At 54.4% G+C, this 21678-nt stretch carries 10 protein-coding genes and 1 pseudogene; 5 read left to right on the top strand and 6 right to left on the bottom strand.

All coding sequences use genetic code 11. The annotated features are described in order from the left end of the window. Positions 1 to 149: 149 nt before the first annotated feature. Complete coding sequence (locus MUK72_RS16055; protein WP_244705653.1) at positions 150 to 1745, bottom strand: transposase; 1596 nt, start codon at positions 1743 to 1745, stop codon at positions 150 to 152. Between the two features lie 513 nt (positions 1746 to 2258). Here MUK72_RS16055 and MUK72_RS16060 point away from each other — a divergent pair. The 4 genes and pseudogenes from MUK72_RS16060 (at position 2259) to MUK72_RS16075 (ending at position 5626) form a co-directional block, all read left to right on the top strand. Beyond that, positions 2259 to 3161 (top strand): hypothetical protein, encoded by a 903-nt coding sequence (locus MUK72_RS16060; RefSeq protein ID WP_244705655.1) that lies wholly within the window; start codon positions 2259 to 2261, stop codon positions 3159 to 3161. A 361-nt stretch (positions 3162 to 3522) separates the two neighbouring features. Next, entirely contained in the window at positions 3523 to 3867 is a 345-nt protein-coding gene (locus MUK72_RS16065; RefSeq protein WP_244705657.1) for a hypothetical protein, read from the top strand. Between the two features lie 112 nt (positions 3868 to 3979). Beyond that, a pseudogene (locus MUK72_RS16070) lies at positions 3980 to 4809 on the top strand (IS5 family transposase). Between the two features lie 235 nt (positions 4810 to 5044). Continuing rightward, positions 5045 to 5626: a hypothetical protein gene (locus MUK72_RS16075; RefSeq protein ID WP_244705659.1), complete on the top strand. Its 582-nt coding sequence runs from the start codon at positions 5045 to 5047 to the stop codon at positions 5624 to 5626. Positions 5627 to 6001: 375 nt separating this feature from the next. Here the strand turns inward: MUK72_RS16075 and MUK72_RS16080 are convergent, their stop codons facing one another. From MUK72_RS16080 to pglX, 5 genes are all read right to left on the bottom strand, one after another. Next, the gene (locus MUK72_RS16080) at positions 6002 to 8905 is read right to left on the bottom strand and encodes a UvrD-helicase domain-containing protein (protein ID WP_244705661.1); all 2904 of its coding nucleotides are present in this window, start codon (positions 8903 to 8905) and stop codon (positions 6002 to 6004) included. After that, positions 8902 to 11556, bottom strand: a complete 2655-nt coding sequence (locus MUK72_RS16085; RefSeq protein ID WP_244705663.1) for a PD-(D/E)XK nuclease family protein — start codon at positions 11554 to 11556, stop codon at positions 8902 to 8904. The genes MUK72_RS16080 and MUK72_RS16085 overlap by 4 nt, the downstream gene beginning before the upstream one ends. A 132-nt stretch (positions 11557 to 11688) precedes the next feature. Next, positions 11689 to 14598, bottom strand: coding sequence for a helicase-related protein (locus MUK72_RS16090; RefSeq protein ID WP_244705665.1), 2910 nt, complete (start codon positions 14596 to 14598; stop codon positions 11689 to 11691). Positions 14599 to 14604: 6 nt separating this feature from the next. Further along, positions 14605 to 16755: a BREX-5 system phosphatase PglZ gene (pglZ, locus tag MUK72_RS16095; protein ID WP_244706049.1), complete on the bottom strand. Its 2151-nt coding sequence runs from the start codon at positions 16753 to 16755 to the stop codon at positions 14605 to 14607. A gap of 4 nt (positions 16756 to 16759) precedes the next feature. Then, on the bottom strand, positions 16760 to 20959 hold the full coding sequence (gene pglX, locus MUK72_RS16100; RefSeq protein WP_244705667.1) for a BREX-5 system adenine-specific DNA-methyltransferase PglX: 4200 nt from the start codon (positions 20957 to 20959) through the stop codon (positions 16760 to 16762). Positions 20960 to 21077: 118 nt separating this feature from the next. Here pglX and MUK72_RS16105 point away from each other — a divergent pair, with 118 nt between their 5' ends. After that, the gene (locus tag MUK72_RS16105) at positions 21078 to 21623 is read left to right on the top strand and encodes a TATA-box-binding protein (protein ID WP_244705669.1); all 546 of its coding nucleotides are present in this window, start codon (positions 21078 to 21080) and stop codon (positions 21621 to 21623) included. Positions 21624 to 21678 lie beyond the last annotated feature (55 nt).

The following is a 21678-nucleotide window of genomic DNA, read 5'->3' on the forward strand; positions in this document are numbered from 1 at the left end:
GGTGAAACAATGGAACGATTCCTGATAGAAATGGCTGAACCGGCCGATAGATCTGCCTGATTCGTCGAGCTCCTTTCAGAAAATACAGCCGCCTGAGAGCGATGCCTCTCAGGCGGCGACACCTGTTTTTTGGACAGGTGGCGCGATCGTCAGATAAGCCGACTCGGTGACCGTATCAGCCCTGGTTTGTTCTGCCGTTGTGCCGTGAGAGACGCTGCAACCAGCGCTACTGCCGAGAGAACGACGTGAGTCTCGACGTTGTTCTCTTTGCGTGCGCGGACGCGATCAAGCCCGGTAAAGGACTTCAGACGCGAGAACACCCGCTCGACACCTGCCCGCAGGTGTCGATGCATCCGCTCTTTAATCGCCTGGAAAATGTACGTCTCCTCGACGCTTCCGACGGAAACGCCGTACTCTGAAAGTTGCTCCTGTGGCAGCCGTTCCAAGGCATCGTATGGACTGTCGATCTCCTCACTGTGTTCCTTGAACAGTTCCTTGATTTCGTCCTTGATCGTCGCTAACGGCGACGATCGGCGAGGATTGATTGCCGTCAGCAACGGACAATCGAGCTGATCCTGACAGAAGTCGCGGTTATCCTGACTGTCAAAGCCGGCATCGGCGAGGGCTGCCTGGAGATCGTCAGTGTCGTACCGCTCGTTGAACTCCTCAACGAGCGGTTCGAACGCCGCACTGTCGTTCCTCTTGCCGGTCTCCATCGTGATGGCGACCGGCAGCTCCGTTGCCGCATCCACCACAAGAAACACCTTGTACCCGTAGAACGATCCTTCGTGTTTCCCCCAGCTCGCACCTTCAACTTCGCCATTTTCGATCTCATCACGCGTATTCGCCCACGCCGCGATGTGCGTTCCATCGATCACGACGAACTCACCGCCATGTTCGTGATCGGCAAGCAACTCGCCGCACATCGACTGGAGGCAGTCTCGGAGTTCATCGGGATGAAGTTCATCGAAGGCCCGCCAGAGCGACGTCCCATCCGGGACGTCCTCTGGCTCGGTGTAGTCGAGAGCCTCTCGAAATGAGTGATTGCGCTGAAGACGGCGTTCGAGGGCGTCGAAGGAGTCGCCCTCGAACTGCCGCAGGACGAGTGCGGCAGCTCGTTCGGGAGAGATTGACTGAAGTTCCGAGACAGCGACCGAGAGGAAGGTTGCAACGAGTTCGTCACGGTAGAGGTAGCCGTCGTCAGCAGGATCGTCGGGAGTGACATCGGCTGGCTGGTCGGTTTCACGCTGAGCCAGCTGGTCGTCCCTGCGGGACGGCCAGCTGTGGGTGTAGACGGTGGTGTCTAGCCATTCCGTGGCGTGTACTTCCTGTTGGTCAGCGAGCTTCTGGAGTGGGCGGTAGGAGCGACGACCGAGAAGGTCGTTTGCTTCGGATGCGGTCAGCCCGGATGGACGGCGGAACGCGAGGTGTTTGAGCGTCGGCTTGGCGTCTTCCTTGCGGTGGAAGACGGCGACGCCGTCATCCACCTCGGGCCGCCAGAACCCGTCGTGAGTGGATCGGTGGCCGACGATGTGCTTGCTGGCGACGTACTCGTTGTTGTGGTTCAAGGAAGTGTAGAAGGGGGCTTGGGAGGCGATGTTAGTGATGTACCACGCCGGCACGTCGGTGCCGGCGCGGAGATCGTCCTTGGAGGCGACCTCGCCGTGGGTTTGGAGGTATTCACGAACGGTGATCTTATGCGAATAGGCGGTGTTGTCGCAGGCGTCGGAGGTGCTGGTACTCATAGCACTACTCCGACTTCTAGTCTAGTGAAAGTGACTATTCCTGCAATTAGTGACTGCTGTACGATATTTCCGAGCTGATTTCGAAACCATGCAACGGGCTACCCGAGCGTTGGCTCGACGCGCTCACGGCAACTGACGAACTTCGTGACCTCGCCCGAGCGATCACGTCACCCTAAAGAGGTCCTCCACGTCGAAATCGGGGTTGTGATAAGCAGTACTGACGCTCGTCCGCAGAGAGGATACAAATCAGGCCGATCAGAGATAACGGTCCTCACTCACCCAGGTGCGGCACTCGAGGTGGCCATCTCCGCGCGCACGAGAGCAACGAGCTCGTTCTCGGTGAGTGGGTGATTAGAACCCGAGTGCCGTCCTCGGTGTAAAAAATGCTGGCCAAGACGTCTGATTCGGGAAGCACTGGGCGACGACGTGGTAGTAGACGCTGACCTGCTTGCGATACTCCGTATAGTCACCGTCTTCAGTAGCCTTATCAGACTATGAAGCTAAAAGCGAAGTATGTCGTCGTCCGACTATGGAGATCCTGAATATCTCTGCTATGAGATTTTACAGCAGATGGATCAACAGTCGGACAAAGACATCTACGAGACGGAATTTAACAAACTATGCTACATGGCCTATTACACTCTTCGAGACGAAGGAGTTGACACTGAACTGCCAGTGTATTGGTACCAGTGGGGGGGTGTTCCTAGGATCAATGCTAATGAGTACCCGATATTCTATGAATCTTCAGAGGGTTCCACACTCGTATATGTCGAAGAGTTACCTGAATCCGCATTCGACGTTGCGCGTTCCGTTCGCGAAAAGGTGATCCAAGTTGCGAGATCGCTCGCAAACCGATACAAGAACGTATACGGTGTCAAAACTATAGTAGATGACTCGTACGAAGAATTCGCTCCCAACGAATTCATAAAATCGTTTAATTCATTCCGTTCCACGGTTGAAGGGCTTGAGTCGGAACAGTCCACTTTGTCTGACGCATTCAGTTCATCAGAAGGGAAGATGGAAGCGTTGCGCCCGCAAATGAATATGCTTGTCAAGAGCTATCCATCTGACCGATACGAAATGATGGAAACAGAGTTCCGCCAATGGGACAGTATAACCCGACAGCTGGCCAAAAATAACCAGATCGAAGAACTAGAAGAATTCGCACTAAGATTTTGGGAAGCTATCAGCCGAGTTGAACTTCGTCTAACACATAACGACAACATCCCTAGTGAGACAATTACTAGTTGGTTCGCAGGGCGAGAAAGTGAGCATGACGCATTCGCTGCTGAAATACCTGAATACAGGTCTATAGCATTGGAGAGTCGCCAAACAACCTCCAAGCTAGACAATATTGCCGACTCGTACAGCAACACGGTTAGACGGATGGCGCAAGATAGCCACAACGACGAATAAATAGCCAATGTGTGAGGTAAAAGTCTTGGATACGGGGGTAATGCTGGGCGTCGCAATTGAAAAAGACTCTCACCACAAAACTTGTTTCGATTATGTCTCAGATAGAGAACCGTGCTATGTTCCCCCAACGGTGAGGTCAGAATACAAAGATAAGGAGAACGAGATCAGATCTGAATTAAACCAAGAAATTGTTGACCACCGAAACGAATTCACAGAAACCGTAGAGTCAGACCCCGTAACATCCGGTACAATTGACTGGATATGTGCTAACCTTCTCAATCGAGACATGAGATCATTTCGTTGTTTGCACAAATATTATCAAGAAAAACGTGCTGAGAGTCGGACCCGGTCGATACCCCAAATGGAGATCGAGCTGGATTTGGAAGCTATGGAGATGGAAGTTTGGGAGGATGCTGCGAAAGACAGAGGGGGTGCAGAGTCGTTCTTCACTGATTGGGACCGGGGGTTCGCGAGCTATCCGGATGTTGAACGAGACTTACTCATTCACGAAGGTGATGACCCTCAGGTGTGCTTAGAAGCCCATCATATTGCGACCATCTTAGAAGAACCGACCGAGATCGGGACTACGAATCCGAAGCATTTCACTGACGCTCATGAGGGGGAAAGCAGTTCTCGAGAAGATAATATCCTCACAGTGACTGCACTCAGTAGCATCTGTGATCTAGCATGGCATGGCGAACTCTAACTGACTCTGTCCAGAAACTGAATTTGAAGTGTTCAAAAGGGTTCTATTGAATCCACCGACGGCGGCGGGTTGAGTCGTTAGAACGACAGTGTTGAAGCTGAAGAAGCCAGTTGTGCAAAAGATCCTCTTCCGCTTCGTCAAGCAAGCTGTCTCGATCGCACGAAAACTCACCGATGCGGCGCTGATACGGATCAGCGATCCCGCCGGCAACGGAGTTGCCGGCTGGAAGCACGCCGTCCTGCACTTTCTCCGGAAACACATGGAAGCGACGCTCACCGAAGTTCTCGACTGGGCCGAAGAGATGGAGCGAGTGCGAGCCGCGCTCGCACTCCGACGGAGCGAATTCATTGGTCCATCCGCGCTGTGCAAGTCCTTCGACCGCGCACCGATGGCTGTCTGGCGAGAGCTGCTCCAACTCTCGTCGGAGCTGCTCAACCAGTCGGGTCACGCCGCCATCGACGCCACTTACTTCGATCGTCGGGAGGCGTCGAGCCACTACCTCAAGCGGTGTGATCGAGACGTACGAACGGTCCAAGCAACGTTTCTCGTCGATACCGCGCAGGGCGCGGTGATCGACGTTCACTGTAGTGCGAAGTGGCCCAACGGAACGAACATCGGCCCGCAGGTCGCCCTGCGATACGCAGGCGACCTGCTCAGTCTGGCTGCTGACAAGGGCTATGACGACATGAGTTTCCGCAACGCTCTCCGAGCCGAGGGCGTCCGTCCGCTCATCAAGCACCGTGTTTTCACGCCCTACGATCACCGCACAACGCGCGGATCGACGACGAACGCTACCACCAGCGTTCGATCTGTGAGAGCGTGAACTCAGTAATCAAGCGCTCGTACGGCTCCGACGTCCGAGCGCGAGCGTGGTATCGCCAGTTCCGTGAAATCTCGCTCACCGCTGCCGTTTACAACGTCGAACAGGCCGACAAACCGTGAATCCTCTCGCCCTCTGCGTATTCAATAGACCCGTATATTCACAACGGTGCCGACCAACATGGGTTGAAGATTATAAACCGAAGAACCGACCGATCCAACTTGTGTAGTTGACCGTACGATGCAAAGAGATGGAGCTTCTGAGGTGATATACTAAAACCATAATTCGAAAATCACAATGACAAAACAACGATAGCCAAGATTATAACACAGAAGAAACAACCGCAAATATAGAGACATGAACGAACTAATCTTAGATCATACAGAAGACGACGCACGGTTGTTGATTAAAACAGCATTCGAGATGACACCACGTGTTAAGAAATACACTGAACAAGGACAGTCAATCACGGGCGAAACGGGACTCGGATTAATGAGCTACGGTGCAAACATTATTGTTGATATTTCTGAACATCCAAATGACTCAAATAAGACACCTATTAGGGTCCGTGGTGAAAAGAAAATCCCCCTTAATATTACCAACGACCATAATAAGACAAAAGGACAATTCATCGATACATTGAATGATCTTCATGACTACCCCATTGAGGATGTGGTAGACGTAATGTCCAAGAAGATGGGTGTCGAGACAAATACCGATGGTGCTACCATTGATGTGAAAGCAGACGGCAGTGATACAGCTACGACACGCCCTGACAATGGTCCTGAACTGAACAACAGTCACCAAAACTCATCCACAAAGCTCACTATCAGTAGTGACAGAACACGCCGATGGCTCAAAATAGCACTAATGCTATTCGTTGGGTGGATTGCACTAAATATTCTCGCTGCTATCATTGACTTTCTAGTAATAGTATAATGCCACGAGGAACAAGGGCACTTGGTGTCATCCTGCTCATTCTCGGTATACTGCTATTTTTCGGTGGTATCGGAGCAGATGACACTGAGACATCAACGACGTGCTACGAAGGAACGTACAGTAGTGGGTGTGTCGAAACCGAGTATCAAAACCCTGCTTCTGGAATGGGAATGATATTCATCGGTGTTGGATTGTCGTTCGTTGGACTCATTCTTACTGGGAAAGGAGGAAGTTCCACCGCAAGCAATGGAGTGTCAAATGATCTCAAGGAGGAATTAGAGGAACGTCAGCGGAAACGATAAGACTCGAAGTGGTATATGAATCCCACAAACGGGGTACCATCTCTCCCACTGCATCAGGCATTGTAGATTCCACTTATCCAGCCGGTATGGTACTCGAAGTAGCCATCTCTGCTCGTACAAGCGCGACGAGTTCTTCTTTAGTGAGCGGATCTATCGAAACTCGGCTCCCATCCTCAGTGTAGAAGATACTAGCTGAAATCTCCCGATCCGGGAAACATTGAGAGAGAACCAGATAGTAAACGCTGACCTGCTTGCGATACTCGGGTTTAGCGTGCTGACCGCGATCAGTCTTGTAATCGATGATCGCCACATTATCCGGCGTCACGGACAGCAAGTCGATAATTCCCGAGATCGACACCTCTTCGCCATCAACTGTCAGAGGGAGGTAAGCAGGTTCCTCGACACGGAATTCGCCGTCAAGGGAGTCAAGGAATTTTTTGACGTGATACTTATCATCGTAGGCTTCGCTATTCTCCAACTCAACAGTTTCTCCTTCAGCATAGCGTTCGGCGAACTCATGGACCCGGCGGCCGAACTCCGATCCCTTCCCGTCGGAAACGTCCTCGAACACGCTGTCGTCGATCAACGTGTGTGGTGACTGGGCCACCGGTCCTTCTCGATTCGGGATGGATATCTGGAGGTGGCTCTGAACTGTACCGCCACCGTCAGCCGGCTGTACGTCCGGCACGCTCTCCTCGGATTCGAGCGGCAGGTTCTCGAAGAGGGCACTCGGCGAGGATCCCGCAGAGAAGAGCAGGTGATCCTTCGCGCGAGTCATCGCGACGTACATGAGCCGACGCTCCTCGTCGTACTCGCGGGAGAGACACGCTGACCGGATGTCATGTCGCCAGCTGTGATACACATGCGGGAGGTCGTGAACCGTCGAGTAGCGTTTGGTCTGGCGAAGGCCCTCCGTGTCGTCATACCGAATCGCGTCGCCGCCACCACCCGAGGGTGGGAAGTTGTGCTGGTTGACGTTCGCGAGAATTACGATGGGATGTTCGAGTCCTTTCGCCGCGTGGATCGTCTGGACGGTAATGGAATCAGTTCCGGGGGAGTCATCGACCTCGTGAGTGCTACCAGCGTCGAGACTCCGCTCGATGAACTGAATAACCTCGCCGCGATTTATGTGCGTGCTCGAAAACACCCCTTCGAGCGTCGTGACAAGCGTGTCGGCGTAGGCGTCCTCGAACCCATACCGATCAAACACCCGGCGAGCGATCCCGCCGACAGTCTCGACGTCCGCCAGTTCATCACGGAACGCCACCATGTTCGACGGATAGGCCTCCGTATCGAGGATCTGGTCAGCTTCGTCAAGCGTGTAGCCAGCGCGTTCGAGCACAACTGCCCAGCCGCGGTCGGCGTCGTTTTCGAGAATGCGAAGCCACGCCAGCAACAGTAATGCCTGGTCGGTACTGAACAGCTCGACGCCACCCTCGTAGGCCACCGGGAATCCATACTCGTCGGCGCGTTGCTGGAGCTCACGACCGAACTGCCGCGTCCGAGTGAGAATCGCTATGTCCTCGTACGTCGGTGGTCGCAGTCCGTCGTCAGCGTCTGTGTCCGCGACTGCATACTCGGGGTTGTCCACGATCTCCTGAACCCGATCCAAGAGTGTCTCGTACTCGTCGTCACCAGTCGTGGCTTTGATTTGCGAGTGCTCATTGTTCGAATCGGCGTCGAGTGAGACAATCGATTCGCGAACGTCATCGGCGTCGAAATCCTCATTGTTCGTCGCTGGCAGCGTCAAGCTGCACTCCGAGAAGTCGAGGATCTCCTGTGTCGAGCGATAGTTTTGCGTGAGTTCGATCTCGGTTACGTTCTCAACAGGGTAGCCAACGCGCTCGATATCGTTGTTGAGTTCGCCCTTGTAGGTCTGGAGTCGCTCCTCGAAACGACGGATGTTGTCGACCGAAGCGTACTGGAAGGAGTAGATACTCTGCTTCCAGTCGCCGACCACGCAGATGTTGTCGGTCCCAGCGAGCAGGAGAGCGAGCTTGAATTGGATCTCGCTGGTGTCCTGGAACTCGTCGATCATCGTGTACTCGAAGGCCAGTTCCTCACGAAGGGCGTGGTCCTCACAGAGCAGCGCGAACGCGAACAACAGCAGAAAACTGAAGTTGAGGTAATTGCGTCCGAGTGCGAATTCGATGTACTCGAAATACAGATCGTGGATGAACTGCTTCAGCTCCGAACGATCCTCTTCGAAGGCTCGGTTGGCCCACTCAGCGTCGATCTGTTTCGTGCCTCGGCCACCCCGGAGTTCGGTCTTCCCTGGTGCCTCCGGGAGGTAGCATTTGTTCCGGCCGTAGCGGCCGAGGTTGTCACGCAGATCGGACTGTGTCGGCCCGTTTGCGCCCTCATTCGCTGTATTCGCCTCGGTGAAATACACCTTGAACTCCTCAAAATCGCCATCGAGATAGCGCTCGCCGTGGCGGAACCACCCCTCGCGAGTCGGGAAGATACCTTTCGCTGCGAGCTGTTTGATCAGGTTGAGTAGCGACGACTCATCCGAGAGGATTCGGAAGTAGTCCTCATACTCGGGATGGTCGCGCACGAACCGCCCGACAAATTCTCGGAAGCGCTCGTTCTCGATGACCTCGTTTTCGAGTAGCTGCGTCGAGGAGGTGATGCGGTCGTCGATCCCGAGGATCTGTGGCGCTTCGAACCCGTACCGAAGGAGGATGTCGTGAGCGAGACTGTGGAACGTGCTGATCGGAGCGTCGCGCAGCGCTGCCATACTGTAGTCACAGTGGGCAACGATCCGGTCTTTCATCTCCTCGGCAGCGTTGTTCGTGAACGTCAGCAAGAGGAGATCCTCCGGTTCGACATCGTCCTGATCGAGGATGTTCGCGTAGCGTCGAGTAACGGTGAACGTCTTCCCCGTGCCAGCACCCGCGTCGACGAGGTAGGTTCCTTCGGTCGCGTCGATCAGCTCTTGCTGTTGGTCGTTCGGCGTGATCGCTGTGTCCGTCATTGATCGCCCTCCTGTGTGTCGAGACGAGTACGCTGTGAGGCGGTGGTGCTGGGCGACTGAGCCTGCTCGTCAGTCAGCAGGAGATCACGGTGGTCAACGCGATCGAGGTTCGGCTCGCCAGCGAGCTCGGTCGTAATCGGAAAGCGTGACTCTCGCCAGTCGTTCAGTGTGTCGAGGCGCTCGTCAAGGAACTCCTCGGAAGCGTCGACCTCGGGTTCGAAGTAGTTCTGCGTGCGAATCGAGAGGAGCTGACGGAGCGCTTGGTTGCATCCAGTTTCGACGTATTTGTAGTCGCCAACAGCGATTTTCATCTGTTCGGTGAGTGCGTCTGCGAACGCCGAGTCGAGCAGTTCGTCCTTCTCGTAGGTATCCGGGATTTCGTGAGAGTTGAGGAACGACCGATACGTGTCGTACTCGACCTGATCGAACGTCTTCTGGCACTTTTTGGAGCCGTCCACGCGAAGTGCCTCGAACGTAGCCTCTTGCTGGATGTGCTCCTCGAAGGACGTCGGGTAGTAGGTCAGGGTCGTGATTCCTTCATCGAGTGATGGCGGTTCATCAGCAGTGATCGCATCATCGAGCGTCTCGAGGAAGTGGAACAGCCGGAACTCAAGTCGTTCGTCCGGGCGCTCATCGCGATGCTGGGCGAGATAGAGCAGCGCCTGGAAGTTCGGTGTATCGCTAATCTCATCGATCCGGGCGTTCTTCACGACTGTCGAGGCGGAGTTGTGACTCCCGCTCTTGTAGTCGAGAAGCTGGTTCGGTGTGTGAATCAAGTCGATGATACCCCTAGCGCCGAGTGCGCTGTTTTCGAACCACCGTTCGGTGATCGGTGAGTCGATCGTCCGATCGAAGTGCTCGGCGAAGCGATTGCCCCAGTCAGGGTCCGTATAGGCGTCGTACGTCGATTCCTGTGGTGGATGCTCATCGAGGTATCTGGTGATGGCATCGATGCCAACACGGAATTCGCTTTCGAGCGTCGCGAGATCGAGGTCGTCGACGTACGGCTCCATCCCCTCACGCATGATTGCAACGATGGCGTCGGTACCTGCTGTGTCGACCACGTCGGGATGGTTGACGTAGAACTCCGCGAAGTCATGGAAGAGGTTCCCCTTCTGGAGGTAGTCGCGATCCGGGCCCTCGACGAGGTCGTCGAAATAGTAGTCTCGCGGGCAGTTGACGAGCGTACTCAGCGAAGACTGGCTGATCGTTTCGACGGTATCGGACGTTGTGGTGATCGGTTCTTTCTCGAAGCCAGTGGTGGTTTGGCTGGATGAGTGTCGGCTGTAGGATACGTGTGAAAGATCGCTGAAGCGATCGAACTCTTGATCGAGGAGGTCGTGGAAGTAGAGGCAGGGCGTGATCGACTCGCCGGCTTCGGTATCCTTGACGAGGTAGTACTGCTCGACACCGTTCTGGAGGAGGATCTGGAACTGCTGGAGGTACTCACGATCCTTCTGGTCAGGATCGACCCACGGTTTGTCGGGGACCGAGTGGGTCCAGCCGGCGTCCAATCCGAGATAGAAGACCACCGGACGGTCGACGTACGCTGCGGAGGTAGCCGACGCGAGAAGTACTCCCTCCTGTTCTTCGTCAGTGGGGACATCGAACGATTGGAAGTAGTATTCGAGATCGTCGAGGATTGTGTCGGTGACTGGTTGTTCCAAGAGGCCGAGTCGACGGAGTTCGCTCCGTAGGTCGGTGAACGACTCGTCGCACCACGTCTCGTAGGTCGAGAGCGCCTCGTTGAGGGTCTGATCGGCGGTAGTACTGCAGAATGTCTGGAGCGGATCGAGTTCGGGCTGATCGAGGCTTCGAAGCCGCTTCTGGTCGTGTTTGACTGGTGGATCGATGCCGATCGTTGTGAGGATGGGGCGAACGTCACTCAGCTGGAGGCTGTCGCTTGAGAGTGCCCTGCGGAGGAGTCTGAGGAACGTTCGAATGTGGGTGTTGTCCACGAAGCCTGGCCCGCCATAGTAGGGAACGTCGGTGGATTCGAACGCTGATTCGATGAGTGACGGGTACTCGCTCCCGCGATCCATGACTACGGCGACGTCTTCGGCGTTATCTATGGAGGTGGCGTCGGTGACCGTCTCGACGATGGCAGTCGTCGAGTCGAACAGTGAGAACTCCGGGAGATCGAATGGATCTGGCGCGAACGGGCTAATGGAGTCGTAGTCATCCGGGAGAATTGTACAGTCGAGCGTCGTGAACTGTGCTTCGCCGATCACCGCCACGTCGAGATCGTCATCAATGGTGTACTCGGCGAGATCAGCGTGTGAGCTTTCAGCCCGTTGGATGACGTCGATGGCTTCGCGAGTTGAGTGGGTGTCGTAGCGGTCGTAGTCGAGGATAGTACTAATCTCGCCTGTCTCCTCCCAGCTCTGGAGGATGTTCTCGACGAGATACGAGGCGTGCTTCCAGCTTAGCTCGGTTTCGGTGACGAGAGCGAGAAACAGCGAACGCTGGTCCTGTGCAGTGAACTCCCCCGAGGCGAGCATTCGTGGGGTGGCGGCGAAGCGGCCTAATCGCGGTTGGTCGAGGCGTCGGTTCAGGGCGAGACTCAGCGGTCCGTCGGTCGTGAGTACGAGATCATAGTCCTGCGTTTCCGCGTAGAGTTCGTCTACTGAACGGGCACGCTGTAACGTCATTACGAACGATTACTCGGTCTGAATCTAAAGGTGTCGGTGGTACAGGTTTCGTTTCGTTAACGAAACATACATCGGCCATCATTCTCGAACTCGATTCCACAATCAACTCGCAGACAGCTACTCTGCGGGAAATTAGACGGAAAGCACCAAGCAGACGTTTTCGACTTCGGGAGCTACCGATATCACCTGGCTTTTCCGCTGGAGTTCCTGCCGACGTTTTTTGATCCGGTCTTCGAGCTTCGAGAGCCGCTCTCGTTGTCCCCGGATGGCGATGTCCATGTCGGTACCTGCCTCGGCCTTGCGTTCGTAGTCGGCGATAAAAGACTCTATTCGCTCACGCTCGGCCTCTGCGTAGGTTTCGAGATCATCAAGCTCCTGTTGGGTTTCCTTGTGCCGGCGTTCTTGAAGCTCATCTCTACGGGACTCAACACGTCGACTGATGTAGCGATCCGCGGACGACTGCATCTCATCCTGCTGTTCGAGAAGAACCTGAGTACGCTCCCCGTTTGGAGAGCCTTTGACGCTGTCACCCTCGATAACTCGCTGACCGAGACGCTGCTGAGGGTCCTGTTGTTCTACGTCGACGAACACCGGGATGAGCTCCTCACGAATCACTTCGCCAGTTCCGTCTTCGAACTTGACCCGGTAGTTGTACGTAATACCCGGATTGTCGATGAATGGCAGGAGTTTGAGTCCCAGAGTCCCCTGCTCGCCGTCGAGAACGCGCTGCATGAGCTCTTGGACCAGTTCCGCATCAGGAGAAATGTACTCAATACCGTCGTGATCCATCGCAAACTCTCGATTGAACGTGAACGGTCCATACGGTTCGTCATCTGACGATCGCCGAAGCGAATCGGGAAGCTCGGCGCGAAAGAGGTTGTCTCCAGCCTTCTCGACATCTCCACCCAGCACCGAAATCCCGCGCTCGAAGAATTCGCGGAGATCAGCCTCGCTACCGTAGACATCCTCAGACTGGTCCATCACCGTTTGAATCTTCTCGCGGCTCTCGTGGTCGAACGTGCTGGTGTCGATCAGACTCCGTTCGTACCACTCCGCGAGCGTCTGCTGACGCTCGTCGATGAGTTCCTCCAGCTCTTCTTTGGTCGCACTCGCCGGTTCGTCGTTCTGGATCGAGTCCATGATGAGCGAATCGACGTTGATGTCATCGAGCATCCCGAGGACGTCTGCCGTATTCCCAAGCTTCCCCCGGATGTTCTCGACTTTGTCCTGAAGCATCTCGAAGATCTCGCCCTCACGGGTGCCCTCGAACGAGAAGTTCCATACCTTGACCTCTTGATCCTGCCCATAGCGGTGGAGACGTCCGATCCGTTGTTCGAGCCGATTTGGGTTCCACGGCAGCTCGTAGTTGACCATGATGTGGCAACTGTGCTGGAGGTCGATCCCCTCGCTTGCTGCATCCGTCGCGAAGAGCAGACGGGACTGGCCGTGGTTGAACTCGTCTTCGATCCGAGCACGATCTTCCTTATCGACCCCACCGTGGATGACGAGGATTTCGTCGGCCCACGGTTCGTCTTTCACGAGGTCGAGGATGTAATCGAGCGTGTCGCGGTACTCCGTGAACAGCAACACCTTCTCGTTGGGCTGTTCTTCGAGGAGCTGCTGGATGTAGCGACGGACTTTCTGCGCTTTCGAATCGACAGGGATTCCCTCCGCAAGCGAAACGAGGTCACGAAGCCTTTCGATTTCCTCTTCGAGCTGGGCGTCGCTCTCGGTGATGGTAAGTCCGGCCAGTTCCTCTTCAGCCTGCTGTTTGCCGTCCTCATCGAGGTCTTCGCCTTCGAGATAGGCCGAAGTCTCTTCGGACAGGTTCGTGCTTGTAGACTGCTCGTTGACGAGGTTCGCGAGGCGGCGGCTGAGCGTCGCTTTGATCGCGCCGATACTACTAACGAGGCGCTTTTGCATCAGTGCCATTGCGAAGCCGACAGCAGGCTCGTTGAGTTGCTCCGAGCGATTGTAGACGTGTTTGACGTACTCGGTGACCGCTTGGTAGAACTTGTCCTCTGCGGGAGTCATCTCAACGGGGATCGTCCCGACATCGCGGTTCGGGAAGATGCGGTCGCCGTCATCGTCGTAGAGAGTCTGCTTGCCGCGGCGCATCATCACGCGGTCGACCGCTTCTTTCGAGAGGTCCTGATCTTCGGCGACAAGGAATGGGTCGATATACTCGACAAGCGAGCGAAAGGCCTCGCCCTTGCCGTCGTGTGGCGTCGCACTGAGTAGCAGTAACGAGTCAGAGTTGTCGGCCACCCGCTCAAGCATCTTCGAGGTCTTGCTCGGTGACTCGCCACGCTTGGCGGCCTTGTGTGCTTCGTCGACAACCACGACATCCCAAAACGCATCGTCGAGGTCGTCTCGGAACTCCTCTTGGCGGAGGAACGCCATGCTGGTGACCATCTGCTGGTGGTCCTGGTTCCAGATGTTCGTCTCTTCTCCGAGACGACGGCGCTCACCTTCGACCCATTGGCGATCGCCCGGCGTGAGGGAGATATCGAAGAAGCGGTCCATATCGCGAATCCATTTCTTCTGGAGGTGCGCAGGGACGACGAACAATACGCGGTCAGCACGATTGCGTGCCGTAAGCTCCTTGAGAATGAGTCCTGCTTCGATGGTTTTCCCGAGCCCAACGTCGTCGGCGATAAGCGCCCGCTGTCGGAGCTTCTGCATCACCCAGTTGACGCAGGCGAGTTGGTAGGGTTCGAGACGAACAAGTGAATTCGAGATGCTCAGTAGTTGGCCCTGCTCGTGGGCAATCTGGAGCTGTAGTGCCTGCGAACGGAGGTCGAACCAGTCGGCGGATACTGCCTCATGATCGGGATGAAGCTGAGTAGCAGTACCTGATTCGACTGTATCGAGTTGTTCCCGTTTTGGCTTGATATCCACATCGTCGATACAGACAGTCTTGACCCCGTCCCCCTCGACATAAGCTCGAAGGTAGTTGAGGTCGCCAACTGGGTACGTCTTGATGACCTCTGCTGAGGTATCGTTGAGAAGGATCGAGTCTCCAGGGGCGAGGGCGTTCATGGATTGTTACTCCTGCGTGATCGTGACAAAGTTGAGCACGAATTCCTGTGGAAGAGCGCCACCATGATAGAACCGTGCATCGGGGATTCCCTGATTCCGGAATCGTTGGATTGGATCTGTGAGGATGCTAATCTTGGCATCGTCATCGAGATAGCCTAGATGCGCATCCTCATCCAGTAAAACACCCGGAGCATCGCTGTTGAGATCCGTACCAGCAATCCAGCGACGGCTCACTTTTTCTTCGTCACCCGGGGGGCGAATATCGTCTATATCGACGTGACCGGGGAGGGAGACGAAACCATGATCAGAGAGGATGTACGCTCGATCCCATTCTCCTTTCCGGAGTTTCTCACAGATAATGTTAGAGATAGCTTCAATTCGGTCGCTGAACAGTTCCTCGAAGTTCGTCAGTTCGTTCTCGCCAGTCTCGTCGATATCGTTCCAGTAGTATGCTACTTGTTCGCTGCTCCAGCCCACATCGTCGTCCTCGTCCTGCATGATGTAGCTCCAGCCGTCGTTTTCGAGGAGCGTCCGTCGACGATGGTTCGTGATCTTGCGACCATTACGCTCGGGGACCAAATCGCCGTCTTGGAGCTCGATATTGAAGCTAAACTTGCTGCCGGGCGTGAGCGCCGCCTTCCCGAATTCGGTATCCGAGGGAAGCGTTCCGACCCATGTGTTCTCATTGATTTCGAGTTGAGGCAGTTCCTGACGGATAGACTCGGCGAGTTTGTGAGCAAGGTCGAAACGCAGCGCGTCGACAATGAACAGCGCAACGCTCTCCCCGCTCTGAAGATGTTCTTGCTCCTCGGCGAAGAACTGGTGGGCATGACTCTCGCCAGCGAATGGTGACCCAGCGTCGATCTGGTCAACCACGAGGTCTCCAAGGTCGCGGAGATATTCGAGATACTGGCATTCGACCAGATGGGATCGAAGACTACCAAGTGTCGAGGTCGCCGGATGTGCTTGGGGAAGGTCTGCCTCAGGCTCGCCCGAGATGATGAGGTCGAACACGGCGCTATCGATCTGCCAGGTTCCGTTTTCGAAGTCGCCGTAGAGATCGACGACATCGCCGGTGTCACCACTTTCCTCCCACGTTTCGAGTTCATCTGCGAGGGTAGCCACGTCGACCGCCTGCTTCCAGACGCGTGTCCACGGAATCTCACCGTATATGGAGTCGAGGCGCTCGTGCCGCTGTTTTGCTCGTGTGATGCACGTCTCGTACTCCTCCACCTCGAACGATTGCCGCCATTCTTCCCAGAGTCGATGTTCGAGCGAGGCACCAACGGGACAACCTAAGAGTTCCCACGGGTCGTCGTGGCTATCGAGAATTTCCTGCCAAAACTGTTGACCGGGATCAAGATAGACATTCGCCAGTTCTTGTTTTCGTTCGGTCTTGCTCAGTACCGACTGCAATTCGGGTCTAGAGACGCCAATTCCTGCACCGGGTTCAGATTGGTACTCTTCGGGAAAGCGCCCTTTTTCGAGGCCTTCGGCAATAAGCCACTCAGCGACCGCCCAGCGGCGCGTACAGTCAACGATGGTTCGAGCATCAGACTCGCCCTCAACCGCAGCGATACCATCATCAACCAGCAAGTCGCGAATTTTCCGGAGATCGTCGCCGTCTGGCAGCTCTTCGGCATCGTGTTCAAGGACAAACTGCACTGGATCATCATGGCCTTCGAGCACGATCTCCGTCTGGAGTTTCTTGAGTGACGGCAAGCCTCCGTCACCATCGAGCCCCTCATAGAATGTCTGGGCGATTCGCTCACGGTCCTCGGCGTCCTCGTAGGCAGTCCGGATCGTCGCAGCCTGGATGCGGTCGTTCTCGAAACAGCGTGCTGCGAGCTTGCCGATATGCTGTTCGATCACGCTGCCCGTATTCTCGATGTCTTTGAACCAGTCTACTTGTCCATCGTAGACCTGCGGAACGTACCATACGGTTCGGTCTCGGGGCGGATCGGCACGTAGTTCGAGAGGAGTTCGTTCGGCAGCGTGGAACTCATAGCCTAGCGAATAGGCCACGCTCTCGATAACGTCGTGAAGATAGCCGCCATCGTCCCACCAGAGCACGATTGGATCTTCGTCTGCTGCCTCATCCATGGCAGTCTCGAGAGCGTCTGCAGCACTCTGTGGAAGTGTCTTCGTCGCGGGCATTGATTTACAGTACCTTGTCGTCGACAGTCGTCGGAACGATCTCAGCCTCGGCAAGCGGCGTGATGTTGATTTCGACGCCGTGCTTGTGGTTTGGTCGGTAACCTGAGGTCGTAATCTCCGAGAGCGCCCGGTCTTCCCACTCCGCAGAAAGGTTCGAGGAAACGCTCTGGCAGTCCTCAGCAATCGTCTCACCAAGCTCAATATACTCATCCAGATCGCCAGCCAGCTGAGAGATGAGGCGCTGTCGGCAGGAGATACCAGCGTCGTCGAGGCGACCCTGATCGACCTGCTCAAAGTTGTCGAAGTAGTAGGTCATGTAGAGGATGCCGTTGCTCGCGAAGTGGGAGCTACCGAGAAGATCGTCGGCGTAGTAGTCGAACAGGTCGTACAGATGCGCCGGCACCGTCTCGTCGGCATCGGCGGCGTAAGCACGGAACGCGTCTTCGAGGTCGTCGAGAGCGTCGAGCCACTCCTCGCGCTGTTCCTCGACCTTCTCGTAGAAGTTTTCGGTGAACAACGCGGCCATATCCGCGTCGTCGAGGGCGGCGAGTTCGTCGACCGCCGCGAGGCGCTCTTCGGTTCGCTCGCGGAACTCGGCTACCTGCTCGGCGGCCTCGGCGGCGGTTCGCTGGTTCTCTTCAGGCCAGTCGCGTGGCGAGGATTCTGCGAGCTCGCCGAGTCGGTCTTCGAGGACGGTGATCTGCTCCAAGCCGCTCTCACACCGGGCATACTGGTCGGCAGCCGCGGCCTGTTCGCTCGCCGGAAGGGCATCGTCGCCACGCCGGCGGTTCGCCGCACTCCGGCGCTCACGCAGCAGGCTCTTGCGCGGCTCCAGATACCGATTCTGCAGGCGGTCGAACAGCCCCTCGTCGATCCCGTGGTAGTCCACGAGGCAGGCAAAACCCTCTCCCTCGGGATCGGACACCAGCCGTTCAGTCGTGAGCCGCCAGAGGATCGGCGTCCGGTCAAACGTCGAGACGTGGTAGTCGAACAGGTCGTCTTCGAGCCACGTCCGGAGGTTGGGATAGGCTTCCTCGTCGGCACTCTCGCTCCCCAGCACTGCGTCGGCTTCGGCGAGGCGGTCGGTCGCGTGCTCGCCGAACACGCGCTCAAACTCGTCCTCAATACGATCAAGGAGATCTGGTTCAACCTCGACATCCGACAGCGGGACAACACCATCGTCGTCTGCGTGGACGATCCGAAGTGTGAGGTGGAGCAGGAGATCCTTCACCATCTCTGGGAAGTCATCGCCTGGTTCGGTGATGGTCTCCGGGTTGTGCTCCTCATGCTCGCGCGGGTCCTCATTAGTCCGAAGGGCGATCTCTTGGAGAATTTCATGCTGTTGAATTTCATCCACGTTAAAATGATTAAATATGATCTCGTCACATGTATTTGCAACGGATTGTAACTCCCTTCTAAGTTGTGCCTCGAATTGGCTATGGTGGACTGCACGATCACGAAGTGACGTGGCTGAATTGCTGACATTCCCCAGATTAGGCACATCAACTCGGTCAAGCAGTTGTTGGTGTGGATGAGTGTAGAAACAATCTCCAAATCCAGAGTGGGACTGTAGAAGTGCAGGTCCACAATAATAAGGCGAATTAAAATCATGGCTTCTGAGAGCGATCATGATTCCTATCACTCTTTCTGTTAATTCGGACAGATCTTCAATCTGGGTGAGTTCATCATCCCACGGTATTTTTGAAACCATTCCTATTTGCCACATTCTGTCTGGTGTTTGACCGATCATCAAATATTCAAACATTCTACTATTAACATAAGCAAGTACTGTATTGATATTTGAATCGGGAATCAACACAGATCCCTTTGCATCGAAAGACGAACCGGGATTGAGATATCCAAACCGCCGCCCCCCTTCCTTTGCCACAGTAAATGTGAGGGCTTCGTCAAAGAAGTATTCCGTATTTCTGGGGACAGAATTTGCATATCGAGTTATTTCCTTTGATTTCCCCCACATTGACACGAGATTAATCCGAGGAAGTATCCATGCATCTTCTCCTCCTTTAGAAATCGGAGCCCAGTTTTCACTGTCAACTTCCCAAAATTTCTTGATGAATCGGTTGTTGTTCCCAGTAGTGGCCCCATGCTTGACGACTCCTAAACTTTCACGGTCCACATCTGCGTTTTCCGCATCAAACACCGTCTCGGCAGAATACAGCTCGCGAAGATCTTTCGGCATCCAATAAGAGATATGATGACCTGGAATAAGTGTGAACTCAGACAGCATCTTAGTATATCTACGACGGACACCATTCTCTACCGGATCAACGAATGCCGAATGGAGGAAGGATTGTTCTTTACTCCCTTTTGGGACATCATGTAGTCGAAAGAAATCGCCAGTCAATTCTTCTTTGTTATTACCACCAGCTCGAATTACTGTCCCAACCGTTCTGACTGTTGCATAGTCAAGTATTCCTTCCCCGAATTCAGCGAGGAAATCAAAAGCACCTTTCTGTCCGATGAAATCTTTCCGAAAATTCTCAAAGCTCTGATTATACATGAATGATCGTGGAACCAACATCCCAATCCGACCGTCCTCAGACACAAAACGTTCGCAGGCTTCAAAGAAATTGATATAATATTCGGAAAGATATTCATAGTTTTCATCTGTGTAATTTCGGATTTTTACCGGCATTCGACGTTGTGAACCATATGGTGGATTCATCAGCGCCACGTCGTAGTCCTGTGTCAGCACCACCAATAGCCGAATGAAACTTCGAAGGTCCTGAGCAACGAATGAGTCCGCCGTTCGGTTTTCAACCAATTCCCGAAGCTCTACGAAGAAGGAATTTAGCGTATGCGGCCCGTTGAACGAATCGAAGAGTCTTGTCTGCTCACGCAGGAAATCCTCGGAAATCGTTCCCTCTACGTCGAGCAAGCTCCCGAGCGACTCGATGTTCTGGAACTGCTCCATGACCTTGGCGAGCGATTCGCGAATCTCAGGGCGGTTGGCGGCAATCTCATCGAACACCTCAACGGCTGATTCGACCTCGGCTGCGCGGGCGTCCGCACAAACAATACCGACGTTCGGCATGGTGAAATCTTCGTTCGCTTCCTCTTCGGCACGGGTTCTGGCTTTCAGGTAGAGATTAAATGCTGCAAGTTGACATGAGCGGAGATCAATATCAACGCCGTAGAGGTTATGTTCTAGGATGTGAGCAGGAATTTCGCTACGGTCGAGATCTGGGCGTTCGGCCCACCAGATGCGTTCAAGGATGTCGAAAGCATAGAGCAGAAAGTGCCCGCTTCCACAAGCCGGGTCAATAACACGAATTTCGGATGGATCCTCGAATGAGGGAGCCTCCTGATTATCCTCTTCAGGGTAGAGGTAGGTACAGAGACTCGCCACATCAGGGGCATCCTCCGGCGTAACGGAACGTTCTTTCCGAGCCTCAATAGAAATGTCAGATAGCGTTGATTGTTGACCCGTGGCTTCGAGATAGAGTTTTCCCAAGCTGTTGTCTGTGATCATCCGCACAACCCAATGTGGCGTGTAGAACTGATTTGCGGCAGCAACATCATTAGCGCCGATTCCTTCGTTTCTCGCCCGCTTTCGTATTTCGCCCAGCTCGGGTCGATTATAGTATTCGTAGACCCACCCGAGCACGTCGTCCGCTCGCCACACCTCATCGGCAACCTCATCAAGCATTCCACACATCTCCTCAAACGTGTCGTTGTCCGGGTCGATCAGGCTGTACGGTGTCGAACGGTCGAAAAGAACTTCTATCTCCTCGGCGAGGTCGTCACAGGCATTGTGATACGCCTCCAGAATTGCCTCGCCCTCCATAAGGAACTCCTCGTGGACAAGCGTCTCGGCGGCGGGTGTCAGGCCGTTGTCCTTGAAAACAGTAACTTCCTCGGCGATGAAGTCGCGTACCGCCATACAGCGTAGCGCGGCCAGACGGTTGACGATAGTATAGCCGACGCCAGTAACGTACTCTTCGAATGCCTCCTTCCACGTGTGGCCATCGACTGCCTCTAACTCGATCGCCTCGACGAGTTGCTGGGTGTTCTCATCCAATGAGTCAGATGCATCAGGTTTCTCGTCGAGACCTTGTTGGCGAAGCTGGTACTCGACATTATCCTCGACGCGTTCGCGCATCTCGGTGACGATCTCTTCGAGATGTTCGCGGTCAGCTTTGTCAAGTTGAGCCTTCTCTTGAGAGGGAGAATTTCGTTCCATGTGGAAATATCTGTATGATGTATCCCACTGACAGCAGCAACTTCAATGTTGCCGACGCCACTCAATTCTTCACTTCTAACCACCAGAGTAATTGGGGCAGATGTTCTGATTGAGCATAATGGGTGAGTTGACAGTAGAAGTTGTGAATATTGCTGCGGGGGGAAGCCTAGACTTAGAAATAGATATTGAGCAAATTTCTCAGGATTCGGATCTCCCTGTATCGAATTACGATCCAGAATGCAATGCTACCTTCCTCCGATTCGAAGAAGATGGAGAATTGCTGATTCTGTATACCTCAGGGAAATACATCCTTCGTGGTGGAGACGATTTCGATAACATGTACCGGGTGAACGACCAATTCCTGTCCTATCTTACCGAACTTGGCATAGAATTTAATAATTCTACCTTAGAGATCAAAAATGTTGTTGCAGTAGGGGATCTTGAAAGGGAAATCAATCTGGAGGCACTGATGATTGGACTGGGGTTAGAACAGACTGAATACGAACCCGAACAATTCCCTGGGCTCATCTACAGACCTATGGAAAACCATTGTGTATTGCTCATTTTCTCGAGCGGCAAAGTCGTAGTCACAGGTGGGAAGACGAAGGAAGAAGATCAGACTGCGTTCGAAGACCTGAAGCAAGAGGTTGATGAGTTTTTGTGAATTACTTTTAGCAGCCGTCATTTAGCAATCTCCCTTACTATTCAATTCTGCGTTG

Source organism: Halococcus dombrowskii (genome assembly GCF_022870485.1).
Lineage (GTDB): Archaea > Halobacteriota > Halobacteria > Halobacteriales > Halococcaceae > Halococcus > Halococcus morrhuae.